This is a genomic window from Rhizobium sp. RAF56 (assembly GCF_052113965.1).
Classification (GTDB): Bacteria; Pseudomonadota; Alphaproteobacteria; order Rhizobiales; family Rhizobiaceae; genus Rhizobium.
The window spans coordinates 18,663-44,863 of the sequence record NZ_JBFRDU010000040.1 but is presented as its reverse complement, the minus strand read 5'-3'; the positions used below and the strand labels follow the sequence as shown (position 1 = coordinate 44,863).

Annotated in this window: 29 protein-coding genes and 1 tRNA gene; 9 read left to right on the top strand and 21 right to left on the bottom strand. The window is 61.6% G+C overall.

The genetic code is table 11. The features are described from left to right. The 4 genes from AB4048_RS24335 to AB4048_RS24320 all read right to left on the bottom strand — a co-directional run. Positions 1-347, bottom strand: a 347-nt coding sequence (locus AB4048_RS24335) for an electron transfer flavoprotein subunit beta/FixA family protein (RefSeq protein WP_442204566.1), incomplete at its 3' end; no start/stop codon positions are given. A 220-nt stretch (positions 348-567) separates the two neighbouring features. Beyond that, complete coding sequence (locus tag AB4048_RS24330) at positions 568-1,146, bottom strand: cob(I)yrinic acid a,c-diamide adenosyltransferase (protein WP_442204565.1); 579 nt, start codon at positions 1,144-1,146, stop codon at positions 568-570. 22 nt (positions 1,147-1,168) lie between these two features. Next, positions 1,169-1,372, bottom strand: a complete 204-nt coding sequence (locus tag AB4048_RS24325; protein WP_442204564.1) for a twin transmembrane helix small protein — start codon at positions 1,370-1,372, stop codon at positions 1,169-1,171. A 12-nt stretch (positions 1,373-1,384) separates the two neighbouring features. Next, entirely contained in the window at positions 1,385-2,218 is an 834-nt protein-coding gene (locus AB4048_RS24320) for an SDR family oxidoreductase (RefSeq protein ID WP_442204563.1), read from the bottom strand. Positions 2,219-2,344: 126 nt separating this feature from the next. Here AB4048_RS24320 and AB4048_RS24315 point away from each other — a divergent pair, with 126 nt between their 5' ends. Beyond that, on the top strand, positions 2,345-3,259 hold the full coding sequence (locus AB4048_RS24315; RefSeq protein WP_442204562.1) for a YihY/virulence factor BrkB family protein: 915 nt from the start codon (positions 2,345-2,347) through the stop codon (positions 3,257-3,259). Here the strand turns inward: AB4048_RS24315 and gluQRS are convergent. Further along, positions 3,224-4,105, bottom strand: a complete 882-nt coding sequence (gluQRS, locus tag AB4048_RS24310; protein WP_442204561.1) for a tRNA glutamyl-Q(34) synthetase GluQRS — start codon at positions 4,103-4,105, stop codon at positions 3,224-3,226. The genes AB4048_RS24315 and gluQRS overlap by 36 nt on opposite strands. Between gluQRS and AB4048_RS24305 the strand changes: the two genes are divergently transcribed. Both AB4048_RS24305 and AB4048_RS24300 read left to right on the top strand, forming a co-directional pair. Then, positions 4,104-4,796: a DNA-3-methyladenine glycosylase family protein gene (locus tag AB4048_RS24305; protein WP_442204560.1), complete on the top strand. Its 693-nt coding sequence runs from the start codon at positions 4,104-4,106 to the stop codon at positions 4,794-4,796. The genes gluQRS and AB4048_RS24305 overlap by 2 nt on opposite strands. A 113-nt stretch (positions 4,797-4,909) precedes the next feature. Continuing rightward, the gene (locus AB4048_RS24300) at positions 4,910-5,467 is read left to right on the top strand and encodes an HNH endonuclease (RefSeq protein WP_442204559.1); all 558 of its coding nucleotides are present in this window, start codon (positions 4,910-4,912) and stop codon (positions 5,465-5,467) included. Between the two features lie 141 nt (positions 5,468-5,608). Here AB4048_RS24300 and AB4048_RS24295 read toward each other — a convergent pair whose 3' ends face one another. The 6 genes from AB4048_RS24295 to AB4048_RS24270 form a co-directional block, all read right to left on the bottom strand. After that, positions 5,609-6,121 carry a disulfide bond formation protein B gene (locus tag AB4048_RS24295; RefSeq protein WP_442204558.1) on the bottom strand — a complete coding sequence of 171 codons (513 nt, stop codon included), beginning with the start codon at positions 6,119-6,121 and terminating at the stop codon, positions 5,609-5,611. A 12-nt stretch (positions 6,122-6,133) separates the two neighbouring features. Beyond that, complete coding sequence (locus AB4048_RS24290; RefSeq protein WP_442204557.1) at positions 6,134-6,724, bottom strand: YqaA family protein; 591 nt, start codon at positions 6,722-6,724, stop codon at positions 6,134-6,136. 310 nt (positions 6,725-7,034) lie between these two features. Next, positions 7,035-7,802 (bottom strand): DUF1828 domain-containing protein, encoded by a 768-nt coding sequence (locus AB4048_RS24285; RefSeq protein ID WP_442204556.1) that lies wholly within the window; start codon positions 7,800-7,802, stop codon positions 7,035-7,037. Further along, positions 7,799-8,245 (bottom strand): DUF6978 family protein, encoded by a 447-nt coding sequence (locus AB4048_RS24280; protein ID WP_442204555.1) that lies wholly within the window; start codon positions 8,243-8,245, stop codon positions 7,799-7,801. The genes AB4048_RS24285 and AB4048_RS24280 overlap by 4 nt, the downstream gene beginning before the upstream one ends. Before the next feature lie 243 nt (positions 8,246-8,488). Beyond that, positions 8,489-8,573: transfer RNA gene (locus AB4048_RS24275), tRNA-Leu, on the bottom strand. A 129-nt stretch (positions 8,574-8,702) separates the two neighbouring features. Beyond that, entirely contained in the window at positions 8,703-10,001 is a 1,299-nt protein-coding gene (locus AB4048_RS24270; protein WP_442204554.1) for an MFS transporter, read from the bottom strand. Between the two features lie 182 nt (positions 10,002-10,183). Between AB4048_RS24270 and AB4048_RS24265 the strand changes: the two genes are divergently transcribed. Together AB4048_RS24265 and AB4048_RS24260 are read left to right on the top strand one after the other, a co-directional pair. Next, positions 10,184-10,768 (top strand): TetR/AcrR family transcriptional regulator, encoded by a 585-nt coding sequence (locus AB4048_RS24265; protein WP_442204553.1) that lies wholly within the window; start codon positions 10,184-10,186, stop codon positions 10,766-10,768. A 178-nt stretch (positions 10,769-10,946) separates the two neighbouring features. Further along, positions 10,947-12,605, top strand: a complete 1,659-nt coding sequence (locus tag AB4048_RS24260; protein WP_442204552.1) for an AMP-binding protein — start codon at positions 10,947-10,949, stop codon at positions 12,603-12,605. A 63-nt stretch (positions 12,606-12,668) separates the two neighbouring features. Here the strand turns inward: AB4048_RS24260 and AB4048_RS24255 are convergent, their stop codons facing one another. The 4 genes from AB4048_RS24255 to AB4048_RS24240 are packed head-to-tail and all read right to left on the bottom strand — an operon-like array spanning position 12,669 to position 15,003. After that, positions 12,669-13,097 (bottom strand): DUF1178 family protein, encoded by a 429-nt coding sequence (locus AB4048_RS24255; RefSeq protein ID WP_442204551.1) that lies wholly within the window; start codon positions 13,095-13,097, stop codon positions 12,669-12,671. After that, on the bottom strand, positions 13,094-13,951 hold the full coding sequence (locus AB4048_RS24250; RefSeq protein WP_442204550.1) for a carbon-nitrogen hydrolase family protein: 858 nt from the start codon (positions 13,949-13,951) through the stop codon (positions 13,094-13,096). The genes AB4048_RS24255 and AB4048_RS24250 overlap by 4 nt, the downstream gene beginning before the upstream one ends. Positions 13,952-13,960: 9 nt before the next feature. Continuing rightward, positions 13,961-14,218: a glutaredoxin 3 gene (gene grxC / locus AB4048_RS24245; RefSeq protein ID WP_442204549.1), complete on the bottom strand. Its 258-nt coding sequence runs from the start codon at positions 14,216-14,218 to the stop codon at positions 13,961-13,963. 32 nt (positions 14,219-14,250) lie between these two features. Beyond that, positions 14,251-15,003, bottom strand: coding sequence for a ComF family protein (locus AB4048_RS24240; protein WP_442204548.1), 753 nt, complete (start codon positions 15,001-15,003; stop codon positions 14,251-14,253). A 144-nt stretch (positions 15,004-15,147) separates the two neighbouring features. On the opposite strand from AB4048_RS24240, the gene AB4048_RS24235 reads away from it, so the two are divergent. After that, a complete protein-coding gene (locus AB4048_RS24235) occupies positions 15,148-16,032 on the top strand; it encodes a methyltransferase domain-containing protein (protein ID WP_442204547.1) in 885 nt (294 codons plus the stop codon). Between the two features lie 21 nt (positions 16,033-16,053). Here the strand turns inward: AB4048_RS24235 and AB4048_RS24230 are convergent, their stop codons facing one another. The 6 genes from AB4048_RS24230 to AB4048_RS24205 form a co-directional block, all read right to left on the bottom strand. Continuing rightward, positions 16,054-16,233 (bottom strand): Flp family type IVb pilin, encoded by a 180-nt coding sequence (locus AB4048_RS24230; RefSeq protein WP_442204546.1) that lies wholly within the window; start codon positions 16,231-16,233, stop codon positions 16,054-16,056. 229 nt (positions 16,234-16,462) lie between these two features. Next, a complete protein-coding gene (locus AB4048_RS24225) occupies positions 16,463-16,774 on the bottom strand; it encodes a hypothetical protein (RefSeq protein WP_442204568.1) in 312 nt (103 codons plus the stop codon). A gap of 131 nt (positions 16,775-16,905) precedes the next feature. Continuing rightward, positions 16,906-17,319 (bottom strand): 8-oxo-dGTP diphosphatase MutT, encoded by a 414-nt coding sequence (gene mutT / locus AB4048_RS24220; RefSeq protein ID WP_442204545.1) that lies wholly within the window; start codon positions 17,317-17,319, stop codon positions 16,906-16,908. Next, positions 17,316-18,137: a GNAT family N-acetyltransferase gene (locus AB4048_RS24215; RefSeq protein ID WP_442204544.1), complete on the bottom strand. Its 822-nt coding sequence runs from the start codon at positions 18,135-18,137 to the stop codon at positions 17,316-17,318. The genes mutT and AB4048_RS24215 overlap by 4 nt, the downstream gene beginning before the upstream one ends. Continuing rightward, positions 18,106-19,347, bottom strand: coding sequence for a bifunctional glutamate N-acetyltransferase/amino-acid acetyltransferase ArgJ (gene argJ / locus AB4048_RS24210; RefSeq protein ID WP_442204543.1), 1,242 nt, complete (start codon positions 19,345-19,347; stop codon positions 18,106-18,108). Before argJ ends, AB4048_RS24215 begins: the two co-directional genes overlap by 32 nt. A 52-nt stretch (positions 19,348-19,399) precedes the next feature. After that, complete coding sequence (locus tag AB4048_RS24205; protein ID WP_442204542.1) at positions 19,400-20,293, bottom strand: peptidylprolyl isomerase; 894 nt, start codon at positions 20,291-20,293, stop codon at positions 19,400-19,402. Between the two features lie 245 nt (positions 20,294-20,538). Here AB4048_RS24205 and secA point away from each other — a divergent pair, with 245 nt between their 5' ends. From secA to AB4048_RS24190, 3 genes are all read left to right on the top strand, one after another. Then, entirely contained in the window at positions 20,539-23,262 is a 2,724-nt protein-coding gene (secA, locus tag AB4048_RS24200; protein WP_442204541.1) for a preprotein translocase subunit SecA, read from the top strand. A gap of 252 nt (positions 23,263-23,514) precedes the next feature. Continuing rightward, positions 23,515-24,933: a lipopolysaccharide biosynthesis protein gene (locus AB4048_RS24195; RefSeq protein ID WP_442204540.1), complete on the top strand. Its 1,419-nt coding sequence runs from the start codon at positions 23,515-23,517 to the stop codon at positions 24,931-24,933. Next, on the top strand, positions 24,930-26,201 hold the full coding sequence (locus AB4048_RS24190; RefSeq protein ID WP_442204539.1) for a GNAT family N-acetyltransferase: 1,272 nt from the start codon (positions 24,930-24,932) through the stop codon (positions 26,199-26,201). Before AB4048_RS24195 ends, AB4048_RS24190 begins: the two co-directional genes overlap by 4 nt.

The window sequence follows — 26,201 nt, the reverse complement described above, 5'->3', positions numbered from 1 at the left end:
CCGACGATGATCAGGCCCGGCTGCTCCTCGGCAACGACGCCCTTCAGGATCTTGGCGACCGCCAGCGGCTCGACCGCATCATCGGTCTCGACCAGGATCGCCCGGTCGGCGCCCATGGCAAGCGCGGTCCTCAGCGTCTCCTCGGCCTTCGCCGGCCCGATCGACACCACCACCACTTCCGACGCCTTGCCGGCTTCCTTCAGCCGCAGCGCTTCTTCCACCGAGATCTCGTCGAACGGATTCATCGACATCTTCACGTTGGCGAGATCGACACCCGTCCCATCCGGCTTCACCCGGATCTTGACGTTGTAGTCGACGACACGCTTCACTGGCACCAAGATTTTCATGAGATCCTTCCTTCAACGTGGTCTGGGCAGGAAAATGCGCTGTTCCCGGCCTTTTCGTATGTCGGTGGGCGACATGGATACGCGTTTTTTCTCCAAATACAACGCTCGCGACCGCCAAAGACGAAAATTACTTTAGGTAGATAAATAACGTTTACGTTCACGTCAATCATAAGTCGTTGTCAATTGACGTTTGCAGCGGTCCCTCAGCCGTTTCGGCGGGTCAACGGTTTTTGCCCGGCACCCAAAGGACGTCGCTCAGGCCATCGTCATTGGCATGGCGCGCCGCGACAAACAGGAAATCGGACAGCCTGTTGATAAATTTGAGCGCCGCGGCGCTCACCTTTTCGCCGTCGGTATGGGCAAGCGCCACCATCAGTCGCTCGGCCCGCCGCGCGATCGTGCGCGCAAGATGCAGATGCGCGGCAGCGGCGGTCCCGGCGGGCAGCACGAAGGAATTCAGCGGCGAAAGCCCCGCATTCAGCCGGTCGATGTCTTTTTCAAGCCGGTCCACTTGCGCATCGATGATCCTCAGCGGCTCGAAGGCCGGCGGTTCGTCCGTTTCCGGCGTCGAAAGATCGGCGCCAAGATCGAAGAGGTCGTTCTGGATGGCGGTCAGCATGCCGTCGAGAATGGTCTCCGGGCGCACATGAAGACGGGCGACGCCGATCGCCGAATTGGTCTCGTCGATCGTGCCATAGGCATCGACGCGAAGGTCGTGCTTCAACCGGCGCGGTCCGGAGACGAGGCCGGTGGTGCCGTTGTCTCCCGTGCGGGTGTAGATCTTGTTGAGTTTGACCAAGGTTGCCTCCCTTTGCAGACGGTTAGGAGGGACGCCCGCCGCCGGTCAGCCACAGCGTCAGCATGATGAGGACGATGGCGATCGCCTGCAGCAGGACACGCATCTGCATCAGGCGGTTGGAAAGGCTTGGATTGTTGCCCTTGCTCATGTTGACGAGGCCGCGCACCAGCACGACGGCGACGAGGCCCATGAAGATTATAGCGAGAACATAGGTGACAGTGGACATGGACTTCGTCTTTCAATCGAGCCGGCACATCAGGCGGTAGAAGAGATCTGCCGGGAGCAGACGCTTCAACCATGCGCCCTGCCTGGCGGGTGTGGTCACGAGGTAATGCGGACGCGGATTTTTGGCGTCCAACGCATGCTTTAACACAGCATAAACCGCCTCGGGGCCGAGTTTATGGCGGTTGACGGGGCCTGTGCCCTCGAGCCGCGCCAACTGCCGCCTGTATTCCACGGCATGCGGTGAATGTTCAACATCGACGTGCTCCCGGATCTTGGCAAGAGCATTGGCGGTGAAGCGAGTGGCGATCGGCCCGGGTTCGATCAGGCTCACATGGATGCCGCTGCCGTAAAGCTCCATTCGCAGCGTGGCGCTCAGGCCCTCGAGCGCATATTTCGAGGCCGTATAGGCGCCGCGAAAACGGTAGGGCAGGAGGCCGAGAATGGACGAGCACTGCACGATGCGGCCACGTCCTCTTCGACGCATCAGCGGGATCACCTGCCGCGTCAACTCGTGCCAGCCGAAGAAATTGGTCTCGAACTGCAGGCGAAGAACGTCGGTGGTGATGTCTTCCACGGCTCCCGGCTGGCCGTAAGCGCCGTTGTTGAACAGCGCATCGATGGCGCCGCCGGTGCGGCTGCTTACCGTCTCGACCAGAGCCGTGATCGTTTCCGGCTTGGTGTAGTCCATCAGGAGAGCGTCGATGCCGTCGGCGGCGAGCGGTGCCAGATCCTCCTCGGCGCGCACCGTCGCGAAAACGCGCCATCCGTCGGCCTTCAGCGCCCGCGCGCAATGCGCGCCGATGCCGGAAGAGCAGCCGGTCACAACGATATTGCGCTGATCCGCCATCGAATGATTCCTGTACAAAACCAGGTTGTTTCCCATATTCGTGTCAGTGACACAATCAGCAAACCGGCCGGCGGCGCACCGGTCGCAAGAAGCCGGCCTTCCACTGGCCGGGCGCGTGGAGACCGGATGCTTTTCATCGCTCGCACCTTTTACAAGGTCATCTACGACGCGATCTTTCACTTCATCGAGGACGACGGGTTTGCCATGGCGAGCCATGTCGCGCTGTCGACGCTGCTCGCCGTCTTTCCTTTTCTGATTTTCGGCACGGCGCTCGCAAGCTTTCTCGGCGCCAGCCAGTTTTCGGGAACGGCCATCCATCTGATCTTCGATACATGGCCGGAGGCGATCGCCAAGCCGCTTGCAGACCAGGTCATCGAGGTACTGACGATCCCGCGCGGCGGTCTGTTGACGATCTCGGTACTCGCCGCGGCATACTTCGCCTCCAATGGCGTCGAGGCTCTGCGGATCTCGCTCAACCGTGCCTATCGGGTGCCCGAGACGCGGCGGTGGTATTTCACGCGTCTCGCCAGTCTCGGCTATGTGCTTATCGCCGTCCTGATCTTTGCCGCCATCAGCATCTTCCTGGTCGCCGTGCCGCTCGCGGTCAATCATGCCGAACAATGGCTGCCATGGCTTTCCGGCACGATCGACATCATCGATAGCTGGCGCATCTACGGCACGCTGTTTGTGCTGACGGCGGGGCTGCTGATCGTGCATCTCTGGCTGCCGGCGGGATACAGGTCCATAGTCGACGTCATTCCCGGCGTGCTTCTGACCCTTCTTCTGTGGCTCGGCGGAGCGCTGATCTTTGCCTATTATCTGCAAACCTTCGCCAACTATACCGCGACCTATGCCGGTCTTGCTTCGGCGATGATCGTGCTCGTCTTTCTCTATATGGTCAGCGTCATCTTCATCATCGGCGGCGAGATCAACGCCGCGTTGATGAAGTTCCGCGTGCGCCGGATGCTGACGCGCATCTACGCGCTTTCCGAGCACGAGCGGGGCTCAAAGCCCGACGAGGCGGCGGATATCCGCCGCTGACAGGCCGGCGGCCTTCAATTCGAGAAGCCCGGTGTCGCCCATGCTCTTCGAGAGCTTGCGCCCGTCGCTATCTAGGATCAGCCGATGATGATGATAGTGCGGCTCGGGAAGATTAAGCAGCCGCTGCAGCAGGCGATGGATGGATGTTGCGTGAAAAAGGTCGAGACCACGCACGACATGGGTCACGCCCTGCAGCGCATCGTCGACGACGACAGACAGATGGTAGCTCGACGGCGCATCGGAACGCGACAGCACGACATCGCCCCAGGCAGCCGGGTCGGCAAGGATGGTGCCGGTCTCGCCGTCGCCGTCCTCGGACCAGCCTAGGTCTTTACCGGCCTCCGCAATGGCGCGCGTGGTGTCGAGGCGCCAGGCATGGCGCATGCCGGAGGCCAGAAGCTTCTCCCGCGTTTTCGGATCGCGGTCGCGATCATCAGGCGGATAGTGCGGCGAACCGTCGGGATCGCGCGGCCACAGGTTGCCCCTGGCCTCAGCCTCGTCGACACGCACCCTGACCTCGCCGCGCGTCAGAAAGGCGGGATAGACGAGGCCCCGGTCGTAAAGCGTTCGCAACGCCGTTGCATAATCGTCGAGATGGTCTGACTGCCGGCGCACGGGCGTTTCCCATGCAAGACCGAGCCAGTCGAGTGTTTGGTAGACACCCTCTTCGAAAGTGGGCGTACAGCGGGCTAGGTCGATATCTTCGATCCTGAGCAAAAACCGCCCGCCCGCTGCGGCCGCCATGTCGCGATTGAGGAAGGCGGAAAGCGCATGGCCTAGATGCAACGGCCCGTTCGGACTTGGCGCAAAGCGATAAATCGGCTTTTGACGGGGAATCGACGACATGCTTTCTTCTGCCACGAATTCCAGACGGCGACCACGGGGAGAAGCTATGCGGATCATCAGCAACGACGCAGATGTGCGCGAAGGGCTGCAGGCGTTGCTTGCTCTCGATCCGCGCCTCGCACCCGTTGCCGAGGAGGCGGGTCCCTTGCCGCTTCGGCTGATCGAGCCCGGCTTTGCCGGGCTTGCCCATATCGTCGTGTCGCAGTCGGTTTCGCGCGCCAGCGCCGAGGCGATCTGGCGGCGCATCTGCGCGCGGAGCGGTCCGCCGACCGCTGAGGCTTATGCCGCGCTTGAGCCAGAGGCCTGGCGCGACTTCGGTCTTTCGACGGCGAAGGCGGATACGTTGTCGCGGCTGGCGCTCGCCGTCGCCGCCGGACATTTCGACCTTGCGGGGTTGGGAGAGAGAAAGCCGGATGAGGCGCTTTCGAGCCTAACCGCGATCAAGGGCATCGGGCCATGGACCGCTGAAGTCTATCTGATGTTTTGCTGCGGCCACGCCGATGTCTTTCCTTCCGGCGACGTCGCGTTGCAGGCGGCGGTCGCCATGGCTTTCGACCGACCGGAGCGTCCGCAGGCCAAGGCTCTTGCCGCGGAAGCCTTGCTCTGGTCTCCATGGCGGTCGGTCGCGGCGCGGCTGTTCTGGGCCCTCTATGCCGCTCGCTTACGGCGTGACGCGTTGCCGTTCGGCTGAGTGTCGGAACGGTGCGGATATGCCGCTGTGTTCAGAAGTTTATGGGACTTCACAATCCTGTAACAAGCGGCCTAATATACAGATGCAGATGCCGAATCGATAAGGAGGGCTCCTTGACGATTGCAGTCTCCCCACAGGCCCTGCCGGCGCTCGTCTTGAACGCCGACTTCCGGCCACTGAGTTATTATCCCTTGTCGCTTTGGTCCTGGCAGGACGCGATCAAGGCGGTATTTCTCGACCGCGTCAACATCATCGCGGAATATGAGCAGTGCGTTTCTTCTCCGAGTTTCTCGATGCGTCTGCCGAGCGTCGTTTGCCTCAAGACCTACGTCCAACCCTCGCGCAATCCCGCCTTCACCCGCTTCAACGTTTTCCTGCGCGACCGTTTCGAGTGCCAATATTGCGGCGCCCACGACGATCTCACCTTCGATCACGTCGTCCCTCGTGCCCACGGCGGCGAGACCACTTGGGATAACGTCGTCGCCGCCTGTTCGCCCTGCAATTTGAAGAAGGGCAGCAAGCTGCCGAAGCAGGCGGGAATGTTCCCGTCGCAAAGACCGTTCCAGCCGACCGTGCAGGACCTGCACAACAACGGCCGGCTTTTCCCGCCCAACTATCTCCACGACAGCTGGCTCGACTATCTCTACTGGGATACCGAACTGCAGCCCTAGCGCAGATCTGCTTTGCTTCGCATCGCAGTTCCATCCCTTTTCATGCAATTCCGGACGGAAAACCGTTTCACACTTTTCCTGGAACTGCTCCAGCGCCGACGCTCCAGACGCGATGCGGGCCGTTCCCGAACTGCTCCCACTCTACGCCGACTTGCGCACGCCGATGAAGGCGATCGCGGCGAGGATGATACTGGCGATCACGTTCCATCCCGCCATCGATAGGCCGAGGACGCGCAGCGCCGCCTCCGTACAGGATGGGCCCTTGATGGTGTCGAGTTGCGCCAGGAGGTCGCCGGCATTGCTGGTCATGCTGGAGGCGGTGGTGGAGCAGGCCGTAGGACCTTCCCAGAAATGCCATTCGACGCCGGCGTGATAGACGCCGATGCCGCCGCCGACGAGCATCAGGATGCCGGCCGCGAGCAGGAAGGCGCGCGAAATCCATGGCGGCAGGCTGGTCAGCGCCAGGATCGCGCCGATCAGCGCAACCGGGATGCCGTAATAATAGGGCTGCCGCTGCAACAGGCAGAGTTCGCAAGGAATATAGCCGCCGATGTATTGGAAGCCGAGCGCCGAGCCGACAACAACCGCCATGCCGAGCGCGACGACGATCGAATAAACGAGGCTGCGGCGGGAAAGGCTCGAGGTCTGGTCCATGGGAGGCTCCGGTCAGTGCGCCAGGAAATGGAAGGCAAAATAGGCGAGAATGACTACAGCGGCGACGACCATCGCAATCTGGCTCAGCCGGGTTTCGATAAAGCCGCGGATCGGCTCGCCGTAGCGGCGCAACAGAAAGGCGAGGAAGAAGAAACGGGCGCCGCGCGCAAGGATCGCCGAAACGATGAACAGGCCAAGATTGATGTTGGCGACCCCGGAAAGGATGGTCACGACCTTGATCGGCGGCAGATGGGCAAGCCCGGAGGTGATCAAGAGCAACACGACGGTGGCGTAAGTCATGCCGTTTCGCAGTTGGTCGAATGCGTCCAGCTTGCCGTAGAATTCAAGGATCGGCTTGGCGACCGCCTCGAAGGCATAGTAGCCGAGCGCCCAACCCGCGATACCCCCGAGCACGGATGCGACCGTCGCCGTCAAGGCATAGCGCCATGCGCGCTCAGGCTTTGCGAGCGACATCGGCAGGAAAAGCACGTCGGCGGGGATCAGAAAGATCGAACTTTCGATGAAGGCGATGACGGCGAGCCAGACTTCGGCCGACTTCTGGCCGGCAAGCGACATCGTCCAGTCATAGAGTTTGCGAAGCATCCGGTCTCTTTCCTGTTGCAGTGCAAGAGCTTTAGGGGGGAGGAATGTGGCTGTAAATGGTCGCGACAGGACGGGACCGTGCGGGCGAGCAAAAAAATGCGTGATTGAGGGTGGGAGGCGCCAGCGAATTCGGGCTTCGCGCGCTTGATGGTGGTGGCCTATCCCAGGCTCAAGGCACCGTTCTATGTTATGCAATTTCAACTACTTATAGCTTCGCCTGGGGTAGTTGCTGTAGCAGTTTACTGTAGCAGTTTCAATGCTGCGATATTCAGTAAATTATACAGGCCGAAGTCCAAAGGCCGGAATTAAGTCAGGCGGCCAGGGCCTCCCGGAAGCTATCGCGCTCGGACCAGCGAACAGGCGCAATCTCGTAAGCCCCCAAGGCATCGAGAGTGCCGCTTGAGAGTGGTCGCTGATCATTCACGAACGTATACAGTTTTGCGCCTTCGGGCCGGGCCTTCCGAGTATCAGACCATGCAAAAATTGCGGCCTCGACTCTTTCGCGAGTTGGGTTTGCGATAGTTTTCAGCAGTCTCTCTGGCGCGCTTCTGGACTTTGGAATGACCGCTTCAAAGACATGGTCAAAGCCTGTTTGGCCAGAAAACTTAGCTCTCGGGGTGTAGCGAATGTCATTCTGATCCAACCACCCGTAAACGTCCTCGACAAAGAGATTATGAACCTGTGACTGAGCCAGCATAAACATATCGCTGACAGCCAAGACTGCCTGCAACAGCGAGTGCTTCTTGAAGGCGAAATCAGCCTCGGTCGTTGTCACTTCCAAGGAGCGACCGGCGCGATGAACACCGAAGCCGTTCAACGTGGTTGAAAGAAGGGCCTTACGCTTCGGGCTGCTATCGATGTCACAACCAGAGTCTGTGAGATCGTTGATTGTGTAGCCGTCATCGGTGAGCACGATCTGATCGCCCTTTCGGCGAGCATAGAGCTGGATCATATCGTTGTGGTGGTCAACAAAAGGGGTGGTGATTTCGTGCCACCCTTGGGTGAGTTCACGAACTTGGGTCTTATCAGAGAGCCAGTTGCGGTAGCTTGCGACTAATTCCGGTATGGACTTGGTCATGTGAGCAAATCTGATGTGATCTGAGGTTGCGATACGACCCTAAAGTAAGTCAAGAAATCTTGGCACACAGCCTTTAGGTTGGCGAGGTCTGAAAAAACTCCATCAGGCAACGAATAGGCCCATTTGTCACCGTGGCCCTCCCGATAGAGATGCAGGTGAGGACAATCGATTTCTTCACCATCGGGATTTCTATGAGGTGAGCCGTTCAAGTCGAGGCGCGCAAGGATTACATTTCCTCGAGTGCGTCCATTGAAAGTGCACTTGTAGAGCGCGATGCTTCTACGGTTGACGTCAACGTGGAAGTTTTCTTTTTCATCTGCGCTGAGAAGCGGTATCGACAACCGCTCGCCTTTTGCAGGGAACCGATATGAAGCCCCAGCCTCCGCGTGTTTCTCCATTTCCAACAGCGCGTTTGCTTCAGACTGAGATAAATATTCAGCCATACCCTAACCTTGTGGTCATACGTTTTCCCACTGTTGGTTGTATCCGCAATGTATGAACTTAACGTCAACCGTTTAATGTTTCAGCGATGTTCTGAGGTAGCAGATGAGCAAGAAGATGCGGAACTCGGGTGCAGATTGAGGCGCTGAGTAGTCACAACCGAAGAAAGTTGATGCCTATACGTGATTATGCGCCGGGTCTTGGCGGTTTCGCGGATCCTTCAAAGGCTTCCTGCATCGCCGCCGTGGTGCCCCATGCCGGAGTCGAACCAGCACTTCTTTCGAAACTCGATTTTGAGTCGAGCGCGTCTACCAATTCCGCCAATGGGGCAACGGATACCGACGAGGCGGGTGTCTAACATGCGATCGCCCGCGCGCGCAAGACGGGCGGGCGAAACAATTGCTTCGTATTTCCGGGCGGTTGGGCGGCGGCCGTTGTGGCGCGCCGCTTACGCGCTGGTCATTCTGCCGGGACGGCGTCGGCAAGCGCGTGTTCCGGCTTTCTGAGGGTGACGGCGAGGATTGCCGCAAGCAGGCAGAAGGCGCCGGCGACGAAGAAGGCGGGGAGGTAGCTGTCGAGTGCTGTGCGCGACAGACCGGCGCCGAAGGCGGCGGTGGCCGCTCCCAGCTGATGGCCGGCGAACACCCAGCCGAAGACGAGGCCCGCCTTTTCCCGCCCGAACCGGTCGGTCGCTATCTTCACCGTCGGCGGTACCGTCGCGATCCAGTCGAGGCCGTAGAAGACGGCGAAGATCGACAAGCCATAGAAGGTGAAGTTGCTGAATGGCAGGTAGAGCAGCGACAGTCCGCGCAGGCCGTAATACCAGAAGAGCAGCTTGCGGCTGTCGAAGCGGTCGGACAGCCAGCCGGAGCCGATGGTGCCGAAGAGATCGAAGATGCCCATGACCGCAAGCATGCTGGCGGCTGCGACCGGCACGATGCCGAAATCACCGCAAAGCGTCACAAAATGCTGCTGGATCAGCCCGTTGGTGCTGAGGCCGCAGATGAAGAACGTGGCAAAGAGGATCCAGAAGGTGGAGCTGCGCGACACCTCCTTGAGCGTCAGGAGCGGCGAGGTCAAAAGTGTCAGCAGGCCGGCCGCGGCTTGTGGCGGTGGCGCCACTGTGTTGTCGCCATAGGCGGGCAGGTTGAGGTCGGAGGGGCGGTCGCGCATCAGCGCAAGTACGAAGAAGGCCGCAAGGGTCAGAAGCCCGCAGACGAAGACGATCGTCGAACGCCAGCCATAACGCTCCGTCAACTCCGCCATCAGCGGCAGGAAGACGAGCTGACCGGTTGCCGAGCTTGCCGAGAGCATGCCGACGACGAGGCCGCGGCGTGCGGAAAACCAGCGCGCGGAGACCGTGGCGGCGAGCACCATGGCGGTGAGCCCCGTGCCAAAACCGACCACGATGCCCCAGAGCAGCATCAGCTGCCAAAGCTGGGTCATGAAGAGCGAACCGACGAAGCCCGCGACGATCAATGCCAGCGCGAAGGTGATGACCGGGCGAAGGCCGAAGCGGTTCATGAATGCAGCCGCAAAAGGCCCCATCAGTCCGAAAAGCAGGAGGCGGATCGCAAGCGCGCTGGAGATTTGCGACGTCTCCCAGCCGAACTCCATCTGCAGCGGCTTGATCAGCACGCCCGGCGCGCCCATCGCCGCTGCCGTGACCAGCATGGTGAGAAACGTAGTCGCGACGACGACCCAGCCGTAATGGATGTTGCGCCGGGCGAGCGATGGGGCAAGAATAGAGGAGACCATAATGTCTGTTCCGTTGGTGTTACGGCGGGCGACCGGGCGGCTGCCGCCCCCTTTTTTCCGCGCAATGTCAGTGCACCCGTTTCTCGCGAAGCGGGCCGCGTTAGATGATGCTCATCATGTTTGTTGATTATTGATGACGGCCATCATATAAATTGTCAAGTGGTTGCAAAAGGAAGAATGGAATGAGAGTGAGCCGTGAGAAATTCGCGGAGAACCGGGCCAAAATTCTCGAAGTCGCCGGACAGCTGTTCCGTGAGAAAGGTTTCGAGGGCATTGGCGTTGCCGACATCATGAAGGCCGCGGGCTTGACCCATGGCGGCTTCTACGGCCATTTCAACTCAAAGGACGAGCTGGCTTTCGAGGCGAGCAAAGCGGTGGTCGAAAGAACGGCCGAGCGCTGGACGGCCGTGGTGGAAAACGCGGACGCGGATCCGCTGGACGCGCTGCTCGATTACTATCTTTCCCGTCGCAATCTCGACGCTCCCGGCAAATCCTGCATTTTCGCGGCGCTGACGCAGGATGTGAGCCGCCATGGCGCAAAGATGCAGTCGGCCTTTACGGATGGTCTGCAGTCGCTTGCGGGGATTCTCGAGGAAATCGTGCCGGGGGAAAGCCAGCAGGATCGCCGGCGCCGGGCGCTGGCCAGCCTGTCGGCGATGATGGGCGCGGTCATTCTGGCGAAAGCCATGGACGATGCCTCGCTTGCCGACGAATTTCTCGCCGCCGTCCGGGACGAGCTTTCGGTACCGCCTTCCGAGGAGGGGTGATCAGCCCCGAGTGCCTCGCGCGAAAAGCCTTGAGCCATTCGCCTCGATGTTCAAAACTTCGTGACGCAGGGGCGCAACGCCGAAAATTTGGGCCGGAACCGCTTCAGGCGGCGATGATTCCCTTTGCGTTGCAGATGCGAGCAATGTTAGCTGCATTGCAGCAATAAATGGTCTGACGATGCTCCTGCCTGCCGGCGATACCTATGAGGCTCTCTACCGCGATTTCGCGTGGGATATCCCAGCGACGTTCAATATGGGCGTCGCCGTGGCGGATACCTGGGCCGAGCGCGAGCCGGATCGTGTCTGTCTCGAACATTTCAGTCCAGACGGAAACCACCTGTCGCTGACCTATGGCGCGCTTCGCGATCGTTCGGCCTCTCTGGCGAACGGGCTTGCGGCCCTCGGCATCAAGCGCGGCGACCGCGTGGCGCTGCTTCTGCCGCAGAGTTTCGAGACGGTGATTGCCCATGTGGCGATCTACAAGATGGGCGGGATTGCTTTGCCGCTCGCGCTGCTTTTCGGGGCGGAGGCGCTCGAATATCGCCTGCAGACGGCGGGCGCGGTCGCGCTGGTAACCAACAGCTTCGGCCTCGACCGGCTGGCGCCGATCCGCGACCATCTTCCCGAACTTCGGCATGTCGTGAGCATCGATGGGGCGGGGCAAGGCGTCATCGGCTTCAGCGATCTCCTTTCCGCCCATCCGCCGCTTTTCTCCGTTGCCGATACGGGGCCGGACGATCCGGCGCTGATGATTTTCACCTCGGGAACGACAGGTCCTCCGAAGGGGGCGCTCCACGGTCATCGGGTGCTCGCCGGCCATATTCCCGGCATCCAGTTCGCCCATGAAGGCTTTCCGAAAGCCGGCGACAAGATGTGGACGCCGTCCGACTGGGCCTGGGCCGGTGGACTTCTCAACGCGCTGCTTCCGAGCCTGATGCTCGGCGTGCCCGTGGTCTCCTCCCCTGGGCAGAAGTTCGATGCGCATACGGCCTTCCGCATCATGGCCGAGATGGGCGTGCGCAACGCCTTCATCCCGCCGACGGCGCTCAGACTCCTGAAGTCCGTCGAGCGTCCGCGGGCGCTCTATGATCTCAAGCTGAGGACGGTCGGCTCGGCGGGCGAATCGCTCGGTCGGGAGACCTACGAATGGGCGCGATCGGTGCTCGGGATCACGGTGAACGAATTCTACGGTCAGACAGAGTGCAACTTTGTGCTGTCGTCGAGCGCCGCCTTTGGCGTGACGCGCGCCGGCGCCATCGGCCGCCCGACGCCAGGACACCATGTCGCGGTGGTGGATGCGGAGGGAAGAGAGCTTGCCGCCGGCGTACCGGGGCAGATCGCCATCCGCCGGCCCGATCCGGTGATGTTCCTCGGCTACTGGCAGGATGAGGCGGCGACAGCCGGCAAATTCGTCGGGGACTGGCTTCTGACCGGCGATCTCGGCAAGCGCGACGCCGACGGCTTCATAAGCTTCGTGGGTCGCGACGACGATGTCATCACCTCGTCGGGCTATCGTATCGGACCGAGCGAAATCGAGGACTGTCTCGCGGGACATCCGGCGGTGCAGCTCGCAGCCGCCGTCGGCAAGCCGGATCCTATCCGCACGGAGATCGTCAAGGCTTATGTGGTGCTGGTTCCGGGGTTCAAGCCCGGCGAGGCGCTCGAGGCTGATATTCGCGATTGGGTGAAGACGCGCCTTTCGATGCACGAATACCCGCGCGAAATCGAATTCGTCGACGCCCTCCCGCTCACCACCACCGGCAAGGTTATTCGGCGTGAACTCCGCGAGAAAGCGGCGGCGGAAATAATACCTCCCGCCAAGGCGCGTGCCGGCTAGCGCAGTTCCAGGAAAAGCGTGAAACGGATTTCCGTCCGGAACTGCCTCAAAGACAAAGATCGCTCAGTTCACATCGTCGGGGATTATGGGAAGGGCGGCGATCTCGATGCCCTCTTCCATCAGAGCCTCGGCCTCGTGCAAGCTCGCCTGGCCGATGATGCCGCGTGCGTCGGCTTCGCCGTAGTGGATCTTGCGGGCTTCCTCGGGAAACTTGGTTCCGACATCCTCGGCATTCGCCTTGATGGCGGCGACGGCTTCCTTGATCTTGGCCAGGGCCTCCGCGCGAGCGGTGTCCATGACAAGCGTGCGCATTTCTTCTTTTTTGCGCGCGGTCGAAACCGACGGCGCCATCAGGAGCTTGGAGACGGTGGCCGAGCCGCAGGTCGGACAGGACAGAAAACCGGACGCAAGCTGTTGGTCGAAGTCGGCGCTCGCGGCGAACCAGCCTTCGAACTCATGGCCGTTGTCACAGCTGAGCGCGTAACGGATCACGCAGCAACGCCTCCCGCCTTGATGCCTGCAACCTTCTCAAGCGAGAAGTCGCGCGCGTTCTTCAGATTGGGAATGCGGTCGTGCGCCGCCTTGACGGCCGCAACGTCGATATCGGCGATCACGACGGCCTCGCCCGTGCCGCCGGCGGCGGCAAGCACCTTGCCCCAGGGATCGATGATCATCGAGTGTCCGAAGGTTTCGCGTCCGTCTTCATGGCGGCCTGCCTGCGCGGCGGCGATCACGAACATGCCGTTCTCGATGGCGCGGGCCCTCAGCAGGATTTCCCAATGCGCCTCGCCTGTCTGCTTGGTGAAGGCGGCCGGAACCGTCATCACTTCGGCGCCGGCAACCGCCTGGGCACGGAAGAGCTGCGGGAAACGCACGTCATAGCAGATCGAAAAGCCGAGTTCCGCAAAGGGCAGGGATGCCATGCGCGCCTCGGCGCCAGGATTGTAAACAGCGCTTTCGCGCCAGCTCTCGCCGTTGGCGAGGTCGACGTCGAACATATGGATCTTGTCGTAGCGGGTGACGAGTTGTCCGTCCGGGCCGAACAGGAAGCCGCGGTTGGCGATCTTTCCGTCGGCAAGACCGATCGCCGTCGATCCGACATGCAGGTAAATTCCGAGTTCCTTGGCAAGTTCGGCGGCGGTGCGCACAACGATGTCGTTCGCCTCGTCCTTAAGGACGGCCTGCAGTCCGGCGCGATCCTTCTGCACCGCGCCCGTCATTTCCGGCGTCTGCACATAGACCGCACCCTTGGCGGCAGCTTCGCGCACGAGGCGGGCCATGTCGGCAGCGTTCTTTTCCGGATTGACGCCGGAGCACATCTGGATGGCGGCAGCTTTGAAGGTCATGGTCGTTCCTCAGTTCGAAAGCATCGGGTCGAGCTTGCCGGCGCGCTCAAGCGCATGCAGCTCGTCGCAGCCGCCGACATGTTGGTTGTTGATGAAGATCTGCGGGAAGGTGGCGCGGCCGTTCGCTTTGCCGATCATTTCCTGCCGAAGCTCCGGTGAATAGGTGGCGTTATGCTCGACATAGTCGACGCCCTTGGATTCGAGCAGGGATTTCGCGCGGCTGCAATAGCCGCAGAATTCACGCGTATAGATTTCGACAGATGCCATGGGCCGCTCCGAAGAGAAAAGACGTTTTTCCGTCATATAGGCCCGCCGAGCGCCCTTGCAAAGGTTAAAACGGTGACCTCCGCCGCCCCGGCTTTTTTCAGCACACGGGTCGCCGCCGTCACCGTCGCTCCGGTCGTATAGACGTCGTCGACAAGAACGACACGACGGCCGAAGACGTCGTTTTCGCGCCCTGATGCGATGGCGAAAGCGCCGCGAACATTATCCTCACGCGCCCGGGCGCTGAGGCCCACCTGCTGCGCCGTGCGCTTGACGCGGACGAGCGTCGCCGGCAGGAAAGGCTTGCCGGAGAGGCGGGCGAGGTGGCGCGCGAGCTCCGCCGCCTGGTTGAACTTGCGCAGGAAAAGCCGCGTGCGATGCAGCGGCACGGGGATGATTGCGTCGCACGCCGCAATACGGCCGTCGCTCGCCCGCAACATCCAGCCGGCCATCATGGGAACAAGATCCGTGCGGTCGCGATATTTCAGCCCATGCACGAGATCGCGCACGACGCCATCATGAATGGCGGTCGAGCGTAGCCGGTCGAAGACCGGTGGATCGGCAATGGCCTCGGCGCTGAGGATCCCGCTTCCGAGGTCGTGCGAGAAGGGACTGCCGAGCACCTCGCAATAGGGCCGCTCGATGAAGCGGACGGCAGACCAGCATTTTGGGCAAAGGCTGCGATGAGATCCGGTGGATACGCGGCAGGCGGCGCAGGTCGGCGGGAAAACGAGATCGACGAGCCCCGCAGCCAAGCGAAGAACGCGGCCGGTTCCCGCAAAAGCCATGATTTCGCGCCCCATGATCCCCATATTGTTGACACTAGAACAATTGCAGGAAAAGTGCGAAGCGGTTTCCGCCCGCAATTGCAAGGGAACAACTGGCGTTCTCCCCGCGTCGCGACGCAAGAGACTTCGAGTACAGGATTTGCCATGGATATCGTCTTCGACCAGCCGTTGCTCGCCGCAAACCGCCGCCGTGCCGCGATCGGTGGCGACCCGAAGGCTGCGTTTCTGCTCGATATTGCCGCCGAGGAGCTGGCGGAGCGGCTGACGGTGGTCGAGCGCCATTTCGACGAGGGGGTGGAGTTGCACGGGGGCACCGGCGTCGCCGCGCGGCTGGCGTTTCAGACGGGCCGCATCGGCCATCTGACGCGGGTGGAAACCGATGCGCTATTCGCCGCGCCGGGTGACGCGGTCGTCGAAGCGCCGCTCGAAACGCTGCCACTTGCGGAGGCTTCGGTCAGCCTAGTGCTCTCACCGCTTTCGCTGCACGTGACAAATGACACGCCGGGGGTTTTCGTGCAGATCCGACGGGCGCTCAAGCCGGACGGGCTGTTCCTCGCCGCCATTCCGGGCTCGGGTACGCTGCGGGAGCTGCGGGACGTGCTGCTGTCGACGGAGATCGAGATGACGGGTGGCGCGAGCCCGCGGGTCATTCCTTTCCCCGATGTCCGCGACGTCGGCAACCTGTTGCAGCGTGCGGGCTTTGCGCTGCCGGTCGTCGATGCCGAGACCTACACGGTGCGATACGATTCGCTTTTTCCGCTGATGCGCGACCTGCGCGCCATGGGCATGGCCAATCCGCTGTCTGCGCGCAGCCGCAAGCCGCTGACGCGATCATTCTTCCTGCGCGCCGCGGAACTCTATGCGGAGCGCTATTCCGACCCGGATGGCCGCATCCGCGCGACGTTTTCGATCATCTACGCCAGCGGATGGACGCCGCACGAGAGCCAGCAGAAGCCGTTGAAGCCGGGCTCGGCAAAGGTCCGGCTGTCGGACGCCTTGAAGGTCAAGGAACATCCGCTGAAGTCGTAGTAGAGACTTGCCTGAGGAATTTCAGAAAGCCGGGGTCTCGGTGTTCAACTGTTCGGCGAGGTACGTGAAGGTCTTCGAGATGCTGTTCGCCACGCTGCCGTAACCGGCGATCAGCGCCACCGACATCAGCGCGGCGATCAGGCCGTATTCGACCGCTGTCGCTCCGGCTTCGCAGTTCCAGAAATTCCGTATCGCAGACATGGCACCCCCCAGCACCTTCCGAAATCAGCCGATATGCCGTCGCCCGCGCCCGCCTTCCGATAGTGCCGCGCGCTCTTTTTGGCGCGCAAGGAGCACTGGAAGGCTTTGAATTCGCCTGCGTCTTTCTTGGAATCGACTGTCGAAAATCTAGAGCAGATCAGCTGCTCTATCTTTTTGTTTTCACGCAGTTCCGGACGGAAAACCGTTTCACACTTTTGCTGGAACGGCTCTAGCAGCCGCCGTCGCCGTAGCCTTGAATGACGCAGACCGCGCCGGGTTCCTGCTGCAGAACGCTGCGGCGGATGGTGTATCGCTTGCCGTTCTCCGTTTTCGGGATAGAGCCGGTCGTTATCGCGTCGAACTCCGGCGCGCTCGCCAGCACGCTCGATTTCGACTTGTCGGATAGCATCGGCGTCAGGATCAGCGAAAGCGCAACCGCCGCCGTTCCAAAGAGAAGGGCGATATTCAGCGCGCCGGTCCGGCGCGACTTGGAAGACGCTTGTTCCTTCTCGCGAACCGCCTTCCAGAAATCGTCATCCATCATGTCAAGCCTCTTCACACACGCCAATCGCTTGATTGAAAGCAATCTTTGCCAGAAGGGATTAAAGGATTCATTAATATCCGCCTGAGAGCGGGCGCGTATCCGGTCTTTTCCGAAAAATCCGGGGCGGCTCAGAGCAGATCCTGCAGGAAGGGGATCAGCGGCTCGTCGGCCGGCGGCATCGGGTAGTCGCGCAGCGCCTGCGGCCGCACCCATTTGATCGCCTGCCCCTCGCGACCGACGGCTATTCCCTCATAGCGGCGGCAGACATAGAGCGGCATCAGCAGGTGGAACGTCTCGTAGGTGTGGCTGGCGAAGGTGAGAGGCGCCAGACATGGAATGCGTGTGACGATGCCGAGCTCTTCCTCGAGTTCGCGCACCAGCGTTTCCTCCGGCGTTTCGCCGGGTTCCACTTTACCGCCGGGAAACTCCCAGAGGCCGGCAAGCGATTTGCCTTCGGGCCGCTGCGCAAGCAGGATCCTGCCATCACTGTCGAGGAGCGCGCAGGCCGCAACCAGCAGGATCTTGCGCCCGCCCTGGCTCATGCCTCGGTCCCCGGCTGCCAGTAGCGATAGCGGCAGACCTCATGGAAGTTGAAGCGGTGATAGAGCGCGATCGCCGGTACGTTGCCGGCGGTCACCTGCAGCCAGGCGGTCTTGGCGCTGCGGGTCCGCGCCCAGCGCAGGGCCGAAGCGAGGATTTCCGTCGCAAGGCCTTGGCGGCGATACGCCGGCGATACCGACAGCGACATGATGCCGGCAAGGTCGTTATCCTGCACGCAGAGCGTCGTGGCGACCGGCCCCGTCTCGCCATCCTCGATGATGAAAAGTCCTGACGGCGGTTTGATGCCGCTGACCACTTCGGCAAGCGCCGGTTTGCGTATCGGGTCGGTACCCTCAACGGCGAGGTTTGCATCGACATAGCGGCCGACGTCGTGGCTTGGAAGGTGATCCATCGTGTCGGGCAAATCGATGGCGGCAAGATCGGCGGTCATCACGATCGTCTCGTCGAAGCACTGCCACCCTTGCTGCCGCAGGAAATCCATCAATACGGGCGGCGCGAGCGGGGTTTCCCGCACCACCATGAGGCGGCCATAGGCCTCGAATTTGCGCCGCGCCTTTTCCAGCCGGATGTCCACGTCGCGGTGGTCGGAGGGATCGAGCGGGACGACGGAATTCAGCCGTTTCGAGGGGTGTCCGGCCGTCAGCCGCACCTGCCAGCTTCCGTCATAATGCACGGACGAGGCTGGCCACGCCCGAAAGCCTACGGCTTCGAGCCTGCGCACCAGCGGCAGGCTGCCCTTCAAGGAAGTTGCGTGCATGATGAGGCCGTCAGCTCCGATAGTCGCCGTTGATGGCAACATATTCCTTCGTCAGGTCACAGGTCCAGACCGTGGCGCGGCCGCTGCCGATGCCGAGATCGACCTTTACCGGAATGTCCTGCCGCTTCATCACGTTAGAGGCGGCCTCCTCCGAATAGCCGGCATCGCGCTCGCCGTTGACGGCGACACGGACATCACCGAACCAGATCGCCAGGCGGTCGCGGTCGGCCATCTCGCCGGCCTTGCCGACGGCCATGACGACGCGGCCCCAGTTGGCATCCTCGCCGGCGGCCGCGGTCTTGACCAGCGGCGAGTTGGCGATCGACAACGCGATCGTCTTCGCCGCAGCGTCGCTTTCGGCACCGGTGACGGTGATCTCCAGCATCTTCGTCGCGCCTTCGCCGTCGCGCGCCACCTGGATCGCGAGGTTCTTGAGCAGATCGTTGAGGGCATCACGGAAAGCGGAAAGCCGTGGATCGTCGCCGCGGTCGATGCGCGCCTGTCCGTCGGTCTTTGCGGCACCGGTCGCAAACAGCATGAGCGTGTCGGAGGTGGAGGTATCGCTATCGACCGTCATCGAATTGAAGCTCGGCTCGACGCCCGCCGACAAAAGAGACTGCAGCACGGAAGGCGCGATGTCGGCGTCGGTGACGACGAAGGACAGCATTGTCGCCATGTCAGGCGCGATCATGCCGGCGCCCTTGGCGATGCCGTTGATCGTCACTCTGACGCCATCGATCTCGGCGCTGCCTGTGGCGACCTTCGGATAGGTGTCGGTGGTCATGATGGCCTTGGCGGCTTCAAACCAGAAATCGTCGGTGGCGCCGTCATGCATCGTACCGAGCACTCCGGCGAATTTCGTCGCGTCCAGCGGTTCGCCGATGACGCCGGTGGAGGCGAGATACACTTCGCGCTCGCTGCAGCCGACGGCGGCGGCCGCCGATTGTGCGGTCAGCTCGGTCGCCTGACGGCCCTTCACGCCCGTAAATGCGTTGGCATTGCCGGAATTGACGACGACGGCGCGGGCAACGCCGTGGGCCAAGTTCTGCCGGCAGAAATCGACGGGCGCCGAGGGGCACCTGGAGCGAGTGAAAACGCCCGCCACCGAGGCCGGCTCGTCGAACACCATCAGCAGCACGTCGGTGCGGTTCTTGTATTTGATGCCGGCGGCGGCGGTCGCCATGCGCACGCCCCGGAGCGCCGGCATGGAAGCGAAGGTTTTCGGAGCGAGCGGAGAGACGGAACCGGACATTAGCTGACCCTGATAGAGGAAGGCCCGGAAGATCCGGGCCCGATGGTTGTTGTTACTGCTGCGGCTGCTCGGCCGGCGGTTGGCCGTCGCCGCCCTGCAGCTGCTGCTTGTTGGCGTCGTCGTAGCCCTTGCGCAGGGATTCGTCCACGATGTCGACCTTGGTCGCGGCCTTGGCCTTGTTCAGGAGGTCAAGATACTTGTCGCGCATGACGAGCTGGCGAACCTGGTCCTGAACTTGCTCGAAGGGCGGCGGCGGGGCAACGCGCTTGTCTTCGACCTTGATGACATGATAGCCGAAATCGGTCTTGACCGGCGTCTTGCTATAGGTGCCGACCGGGGTTGCGAAGGCCGCATCCTCGAATTCCTTGACCATGCGGCCGTGGGCGAAATAGCCGAGGTCGCCGCCTTCAGACTTATTCGGGTCGGTCGACTTTTCCTTGGCGAGCTCGGCGAAATCCTTGCCGGCGTCGAGCTGCTTGATGACATCCTTGGCCTCATCCTCGGTCTTCACGAGAATGTGACGGGCGTGGACCTCTTCCTGCTTCGGCAGAGCGGCGATTTCCTTTTCGTAGCGAGCCTTGACTTCTTCCGGCGTCACCGTGTCGACAACATGCGCCTTGAAGTAAGCGTTGTGCAGCTCGCGATCCTTCAGGTAGGACATGCGCTTCTGGAAGTCGGCCGACTGTTCAAGCTTTTCAGCGGCGGCAGCCGTCGCCAAGAGCTTGACGTCGATCGCGGCCGAGAGCGCTGCGACTTTCTTCTGGTCGGCCGGCAGCTGTGCGAGCTGCGGATCGAGGTTGGCGACCGCAAGATCGAGTTCCGACTGATGGATTTCTACGTCACCGATCTTGGCGACGACGGCATCTGCGTCGGCGGCGAAGGCGGGGGCCTGGAATGCAACGAACGTCGCGAAAGCAACGGCTGCAAATTTGTTGTAGCTCAGCATTAAGATAACCCTTCGAAGTTCGCACCGGCTCAGCACCTGAGAATCCGGCCGGAAAAAGCCTTCTGCATCAGAATGTGGCCTTTGTGTATAAGCCAATCCCGTTGACATCAACCGACCCCCCTCTTATCTGTCACGCAACCTCGCGTCCAGAACGTTTCCGGGCGTTTCCTAATCGTGCGCCCTGTTTTCGCTGGGCGGACATTCAAGGAACCGGCCGAAATGAAATTTCAGAAAGGACCAGTCATATGGTCAGCCTAGGTGGAATTGCCCGAAAGTTGTTTGGCTCGGCCAACGATCGCGTGGTGAAGTCCTTCCAACCCCAAGTCAATGCCATCAACGCGCTCGAAGATCAGATGCGCGCGCTCTCAGACGAGCAGCTGGCGGCAAAAACAGTCGAGTTTCGCGAGCAGCTGGCGAACGGCAAGACGCTCGACGATCTGCTCGTTCCGGCCTTTGCGGTCGTGCGCGAAGGCGCCCGCCGCGTGCTCGGCCTGCGACCTTTTGACGTACAGCTGGTCGGCGGCATGATCCTGCATTCGCGGGCCATCTCCGAAATGAAGACGGGTGAAGGCAAGACGCTGGTGGCAACGCTGCCGGTGTATCTCAATGCACTTGCCGGCAAGGGCGTACACGTCGTCACCGTCAACGACTATCTGGCTCAGCGCGATAGCAGCGGTATGGGTCGCCTCTACGGCTTCCTCGGAATGACGACGGGCGTCATCGTCCACGGCCTGTCCGACGAGGAGCGTCACGCGGCTTATGCCTGCGACATCACCTACGCGACGAACAACGAGCTCGGCTTCGACTATCTGCGCGACAACATGAAATACGACCGGGCCCAGATGGTTCAGCGCGGTCACAATTTCGCGATCGTCGACGAAGTCGACTCGATCCTGGTCGACGAAGCGCGCACGCCGCTCATCATCTCCGGCCCGCTCGACGACCGCTCGGATCTCTACACCGCGATCGACGCCTTCATTCCCATGCTGAAGGAAGGCGATTACGAGATCGATGAGAAGCAGCGCTCTGCCAACTTCTCCGAGGAGGGCACTGAGAAGCTCGAAAACCTGTTGCGCGACGCAGGCCTCCTCAAGGGCGCTTCCCTCTATGACATCGAGAACGTTGCGATTGTCCACCACGTCAACAACGCCCTGAAGGCCCACAAGCTCTTCCAGCGCGACAAGGACTATATCGTCCGCAACGACGAAGTGGTCATCATCGACGAGTTCACCGGCCGCATGATGCCGGGACGCCGTTATTCCGAGGGCCAGCACCAAGCGTTGGAAGCCAAGGAACGGGTGCAGATCCAGCCGGAAAACCAGACGCTGGCGCAGATCACCTTCCAGAACTATTTCCGCATGTATGAAAAGCTCGCCGGCATGACGGGCACGGCAGCGACCGAAGCGGAAGAATTCGGCAACATCTACCGGCTAGAAGTCATCGAGGTTCCGACCAACCTGCCGATCAAGCGTATCGACGAAGATGACGAGGTCTACCGGACCACGGAAGAGAAGTACAAGGCGATCATCGCCGAGATCCTCGACGCGCATAAGCGCGGTCAGCCCGTGCTGGTCGGAACGACGTCCATCGAGAAGTCGGAATACCTCGCGGACCGCATGCGTAAGGAGGGCTTCTCGAAGTTCCAGGTCCTGAACGCCCGCTACCACGAACAGGAAGCCTATATCGTCGCCCAGGCCGGCGTTCCCGGTGGCGTCACGATCGCCACCAACATGGCCGGTCGCGGTACCGACATCCAGCTCGGCGGCAACCTCGAAATGCGAGTCGAACGGGAACTCGGAGACGTCGAGCCTGGCCCCGAGCGCGACGCGAAGATCGTTGCCATCGCTGAAGAGATCCAGGTGCTGAAGGAACAGGCGCTTGCCGCCGGCGGTCTCTACGTCATTGCGACCGAACGCCACGAAAGCCGCCGTATCGACAACCAGCTGCGTGGCCGTTCCGGCCGTCAGGGCGACCCGGGCCGCTCGAAATTCTACCTCTCGCTTCAGGACGACCTGATGCGCATCTTCGGCTCCGACCGCATGGACGGGATGCTGCAGAAGCTCGGTCTCAAGGAAGGCGAAGCGATCGTCCATCCCTGGATCAACAAGGCGTTGGAACGCGCCCAGAAGAAGGTGGAAGCCCGCAACTTCGACATCCGCAAGAACGTGCTGAAGTATGACGACGTGCTGAACGACCAGCGCAAGGTCATCTTCGACCAGCGCGTCGATCTCATGGAAACGCAGAACATCGACGAGACCGTGGCCGACATGCGCCATGAGGTCATCGAAGATCTGGTGGCGATCTACATTCCGGCACGCGCCTATGCCGAACAGTGGGATGCAGCGGGTCTGCGGGCCGCCGTCAACCAGCACTTCGATCTCGACCTGCCGGTCGAGGCTTGGGCCAAGGAAGAGGGTATTGGCGAAGACGATATCCGCGCCCGCATCACCGAGGTTGCCGACAAGGCCGCCGCATCCAAGGCCGAGCGCTTCGGTCCGGAAATCATGACATATGTCCAGCGTTCTGTCCTGCTGCAGACGCTCGACGGCCTCTGGCGCGAGCATATCGTCAACCTTGACCACTTGCGTTCGGTGATCGGCTTCCGCGGCTACGCCCAGCGCGATCCGCTGCAGGAATACAAGGCCGAAGCATTCGAACTCTTCCAGTCGCTACTCAACAATCTGCGTCAGGCCGTCACCGCGCAGCTGTCGCGCGTGGAACTCGTCCAGCAGCCGGCACCGGAGCCCGAGCCGCTGCCGTTCATGCAGGCCCACCACGTGGATGCCACGACCGGGGAAGATCAGTTTGCAGGCGCGGTAGCGGTGAGCGATCGCGTTGTTGCGCCAGATGAGCGTGATCCGCGCAATCCGGCCACCTGGGGCCGCATCGGTCGCAACGAAGCCTGCCCCTGCGGTTCGGGCAAGAAGTACAAGCACTGCCACGGTGCCTTCGAATCCGAAACGGCTTGAGCAGGAAAAAATATTATAAAGTTGAAATGCCGCCTCTCTCAGGGCGGCATTTCGCGTTTTTGGCGAGCGCTACTCCCATACATTTAGTCTCATGTTTTCATAGGGTTGCCGGAGAAACGAGGGATTTCATTAGCCCTCTGTGAGCGGCTGTTTTCCACAGGCTCCCGCCTCCCGAAAAACCATTTGTTAACGCTGATCTGGCAAGACTGCCGTCACGTTATGCCTGCGTTCAAGAAGTATCGCGTGTTGAGAATGGCATTCATGGAAACAGCTGGAAAAGTGCTGCCGTCTGGGTTGTCCGGGCGATGGGCGGCGCTGATCGCGGTTGTCCGGTTGGTTGCTGCTGGCTCCGACGAACAGGCGGCGGACCGCCGCATGGCTCTCGCAGCCTTCACAATCCGTATCCTTGGCGCAGCGCTTGCTTTCGTTTCCCAGATCGCGCTCGCCCGGATGATGGGTGAGTTTGAGTACGGCATCTTCGTCTTCGTCTGGGTGCTGGCCGTTCTTCTCGGCAATCTTTCCTGTTTGGGCCTTCCGACGGCGATCATCCGCTTCCTGCCGCAGTACCGCGCCGTCGGCGCCCTTGCCGAAGCTCGCGGCCTGATCGCGACCGCCCGCCGTTTCGTGTTGACCTCCGCCGGGATGCTGACCGCGATCGGTCTTTGCATCCTTTGGGTCGTCAGCGGGACGATCAAGGATTTCTATGTCGCGCCGCTTGCGCTTGGGCTGATGACGCTGCCAATGATCGCGCTCGGCGATGTGCTTGACGGCACGGCGCGCGCCAACCATTGGCCCATCATGGCGCTCAGCCCGACCTTCCTCGTCCGTCCAGCGCTTATCCTCGCATTCTTCTTCGCGGCGCTATTTTTCGGTGTTCCAGGAAGCGCGGTTACGGCGGCCGCGGCTGGGTTGGCGGCAGCACTTGCAACCGTCGTCCTCCAGTTTGCGGTCGTTACGCGAAGACTTGGCCGCCGCTATCCGGCAGGCCCGAAGGCGATCGAACTCGGCATCTGGACGAAGGCCGCCTTGCCGATCTTCGTAATCGAGGGCATCGGCTACCTGTTGACCAATGCCGATGTCGCGGCAGTCGGGCTCTTCCTTAGTCCCGAACAGGTCGCCGTCTATTTCGCCGCTGCCAAGACCATGGCGCTGGTGCATTTCGTGCAGTTCTCCGTCAAGGCGGCCGCAGGCCCGCGCTTTTCGGCCATCATCGCCGAGAATGACCCGGCAAAGCTTTCAGCCTTCACCGCTGAGGCGGCGCGTTGGAGCTTTTGGCCGGCGCTCGCCATTGGGCTTGTCGTCCTTGCCGCCGGAGATTTCCTGCTCTCGCTGTTCGGCGCGGCGTTCACGGCCGGACGACCGCTGATGACGATCCTCTTTGCCGGCATTCTCGCCAAGGCTCTGGTCGGTCCCTGCGAACTGCTCCTCATCATGGCCGGGCGGCAGACGCTCTGCGGCTATCTTTATGCAGGCGTGCTTGCCGTTGCTGTCGTGCTCAACGTAGTGCTGATTCCCGTCTTCGGTATTCAAGGCGCCGCCGCGGCATCAGCCGCTGCGATGTCGCTTGAGGCATTGCTGCTCTATCTGGCGGTCCGCCGCGCGCTGGGGATCGTATCCTTCGCCTTCGCAAGGTCCGCGACGATAACGCCAAACGCGGGGCTCGCCGCATGACCGCGCCGCGTCCGCTGATCGACCGCACCCATGCCAACGGGGGCGTCACGCACCGAATTGCATCGCTTCATTTCGATGCGCCTCGCGCCGACACCAGTCTGGAGGTCGGCAGACCCGGCCGCCAGCTTTGCTTCTATCCCGGCAGGCTGGGCTACGAGCTGCAGGAGGAACTCGACTACCTCTCGAACAGGGCAATGGAGCCCAACGTCTTCTTCACCGGCCGCTTTCTCGCGCCCGCCATGCCGCGCTTGGAGGATCGCCAGGTGCGGCTGGCGCTGATGCGCGACCAGAACGGCACCGCAAGTCGGATACGCCTGCTGATGCCCTTCAGCGTCGACAAGCCCGGTATCGCCATCGGGCCGTCCATTATTCGCGTCTGGGCAAATGCTTTTGCGCCTCTGGGCACGCCGCTCGTCGATGCGGAAGACGCTGCCGAAACGCTGGATAATCTCTTCGAGGCGTTGGCAAGGCCGGACACCGGGCTGCCTTCCACCCTCGTTGTTCCCGATATCCGGCTCAACGGCCGCTTTGCGCAGCTGGCGAAGGTGGTCGCAATCGGCCGCAATCTGCCGGTCAGCATCGCCAATCCCTATCAACGTCCGATGCTCGAGAGCGCCGACGACGGCATCGACTATCTGAAACGCGCGATCACCGCGTCACATCTGCGCGAGATGCGACGGCAATGGCGGTTGCTGGAGGATGAGGGCAAGGTTTCCTATGCCGTCGCACGTCAACCGATGGAAGTGCATGCGCGCATGGAAGAATTCCTGGCGCTGGAGGCGGACGGCTGGAAGGGCAAGAAACGAAGCGCGTTGGTGCTCGACCGGCACCATGCCGCGTTTGCCCGCGAGGCGGTGTCGAACCTGGCTGCGGTCGATGCCGTCCGTATCCACACGATCGATCTCGACGGGCGGGCGATCGCTTCGATGATCGTGCTGATGATGGGAGGCGAAGCCTCCACCTGGAAAACGGCCTATGACGAGGCGTTCGCGCGCTTCTCACCCGGCAAACTTCTGATGGGCCGCGTAACCGAATGGCAGCTCGACGATCCGAACATAGAGCGCTCGGATTCCTGCGCCGTCCAAGGTCATCCCATCATGAGCCGCTTCTGGCGGGAGCGTGAAGCGATGGGGACGCTGGTGGTCGGCCTGACGCAGAACGGCGACCGCGATGTCCGCCAGGTGACAGCCCAGCTTCACATGTATCGAAGCACCAAGAGCGTGGCGAAAAGGCTGCGCGAGAAAATCCTGACGCTCGCCGGCCGCTGA

What these genes read in the sequence shown, in the direction of transcription:
- AB4048_RS24325 (WP_442204564.1), bottom strand. Translation starts at nt 1,372, where the DNA reads ATGTCCACTGTCACCTATGTTCTCGCTATAATCTTCATGGGCCTCGTC.
- AB4048_RS24320 (WP_442204563.1), bottom strand. Translation starts at nt 2,218, where the DNA reads ATGGCGGATCAGCGCAATATCGTTGTGACCGGCTGCTCTTCCGGCATC.
- AB4048_RS24315 (WP_442204562.1), top strand. Translation starts at nt 2,345, where the DNA reads ATGCTTTTCATCGCTCGCACCTTTTACAAGGTCATCTACGACGCGATC.
- AB4048_RS24305 (WP_442204560.1), top strand. Translation starts at nt 4,104, where the DNA reads ATGCTTTCTTCTGCCACGAATTCCAGACGGCGACCACGGGGAGAAGCT.
- gluQRS (WP_442204561.1), bottom strand. Translation starts at nt 4,105, where the DNA reads ATGTCGTCGATTCCCCGTCAAAAGCCGATTTATCGCTTTGCGCCAAGT.
- AB4048_RS24295 (WP_442204558.1), bottom strand. Translation starts at nt 6,121, where the DNA reads ATGGACCAGACCTCGAGCCTTTCCCGCCGCAGCCTCGTTTATTCGATC.
- AB4048_RS24290 (WP_442204557.1), bottom strand. Translation starts at nt 6,724, where the DNA reads ATGCTTCGCAAACTCTATGACTGGACGATGTCGCTTGCCGGCCAGAAG.
- AB4048_RS24285 (WP_442204556.1), bottom strand. Translation starts at nt 7,802, where the DNA reads ATGACCAAGTCCATACCGGAATTAGTCGCAAGCTACCGCAACTGGCTC.
- AB4048_RS24280 (WP_442204555.1), bottom strand. Translation starts at nt 8,245, where the DNA reads ATGGCTGAATATTTATCTCAGTCTGAAGCAAACGCGCTGTTGGAAATG.
- AB4048_RS24270 (WP_442204554.1), bottom strand. Translation starts at nt 10,001, where the DNA reads ATGGTCTCCTCTATTCTTGCCCCATCGCTCGCCCGGCGCAACATCCAT.
- AB4048_RS24265 (WP_442204553.1), top strand. Translation starts at nt 10,184, where the DNA reads ATGAGAGTGAGCCGTGAGAAATTCGCGGAGAACCGGGCCAAAATTCTC.
- AB4048_RS24260 (WP_442204552.1), top strand. Translation starts at nt 10,947, where the DNA reads ATGCTCCTGCCTGCCGGCGATACCTATGAGGCTCTCTACCGCGATTTC.
- AB4048_RS24250 (WP_442204550.1), bottom strand. Translation starts at nt 13,951, where the DNA reads ATGACCTTCAAAGCTGCCGCCATCCAGATGTGCTCCGGCGTCAATCCG.
- grxC (WP_442204549.1), bottom strand. Translation starts at nt 14,218, where the DNA reads ATGGCATCTGTCGAAATCTATACGCGTGAATTCTGCGGCTATTGCAGC.
- AB4048_RS24240 (WP_442204548.1), bottom strand. Translation starts at nt 15,003, where the DNA reads ATGGCTTTTGCGGGAACCGGCCGCGTTCTTCGCTTGGCTGCGGGGCTC.
- AB4048_RS24235 (WP_442204547.1), top strand. Translation starts at nt 15,148, where the DNA reads ATGGATATCGTCTTCGACCAGCCGTTGCTCGCCGCAAACCGCCGCCGT.
- AB4048_RS24230 (WP_442204546.1), bottom strand. Translation starts at nt 16,233, where the DNA reads ATGTCTGCGATACGGAATTTCTGGAACTGCGAAGCCGGAGCGACAGCG.
- AB4048_RS24225 (WP_442204568.1), bottom strand. Translation starts at nt 16,774, where the DNA reads ATGGATGACGATTTCTGGAAGGCGGTTCGCGAGAAGGAACAAGCGTCT.
- mutT (WP_442204545.1), bottom strand. Translation starts at nt 17,319, where the DNA reads ATGAGCCAGGGCGGGCGCAAGATCCTGCTGGTTGCGGCCTGCGCGCTC.
- AB4048_RS24215 (WP_442204544.1), bottom strand. Translation starts at nt 18,137, where the DNA reads ATGTTGCCATCAACGGCGACTATCGGAGCTGACGGCCTCATCATGCAC.
- argJ (WP_442204543.1), bottom strand. Translation starts at nt 19,347, where the DNA reads ATGTCCGGTTCCGTCTCTCCGCTCGCTCCGAAAACCTTCGCTTCCATG.
- AB4048_RS24205 (WP_442204542.1), bottom strand. Translation starts at nt 20,293, where the DNA reads ATGCTGAGCTACAACAAATTTGCAGCCGTTGCTTTCGCGACGTTCGTT.
- secA (WP_442204541.1), top strand. Translation starts at nt 20,539, where the DNA reads ATGGTCAGCCTAGGTGGAATTGCCCGAAAGTTGTTTGGCTCGGCCAAC.
- AB4048_RS24195 (WP_442204540.1), top strand. Translation starts at nt 23,515, where the DNA reads ATGGCATTCATGGAAACAGCTGGAAAAGTGCTGCCGTCTGGGTTGTCC.
- AB4048_RS24190 (WP_442204539.1), top strand. Translation starts at nt 24,930, where the DNA reads ATGACCGCGCCGCGTCCGCTGATCGACCGCACCCATGCCAACGGGGGC.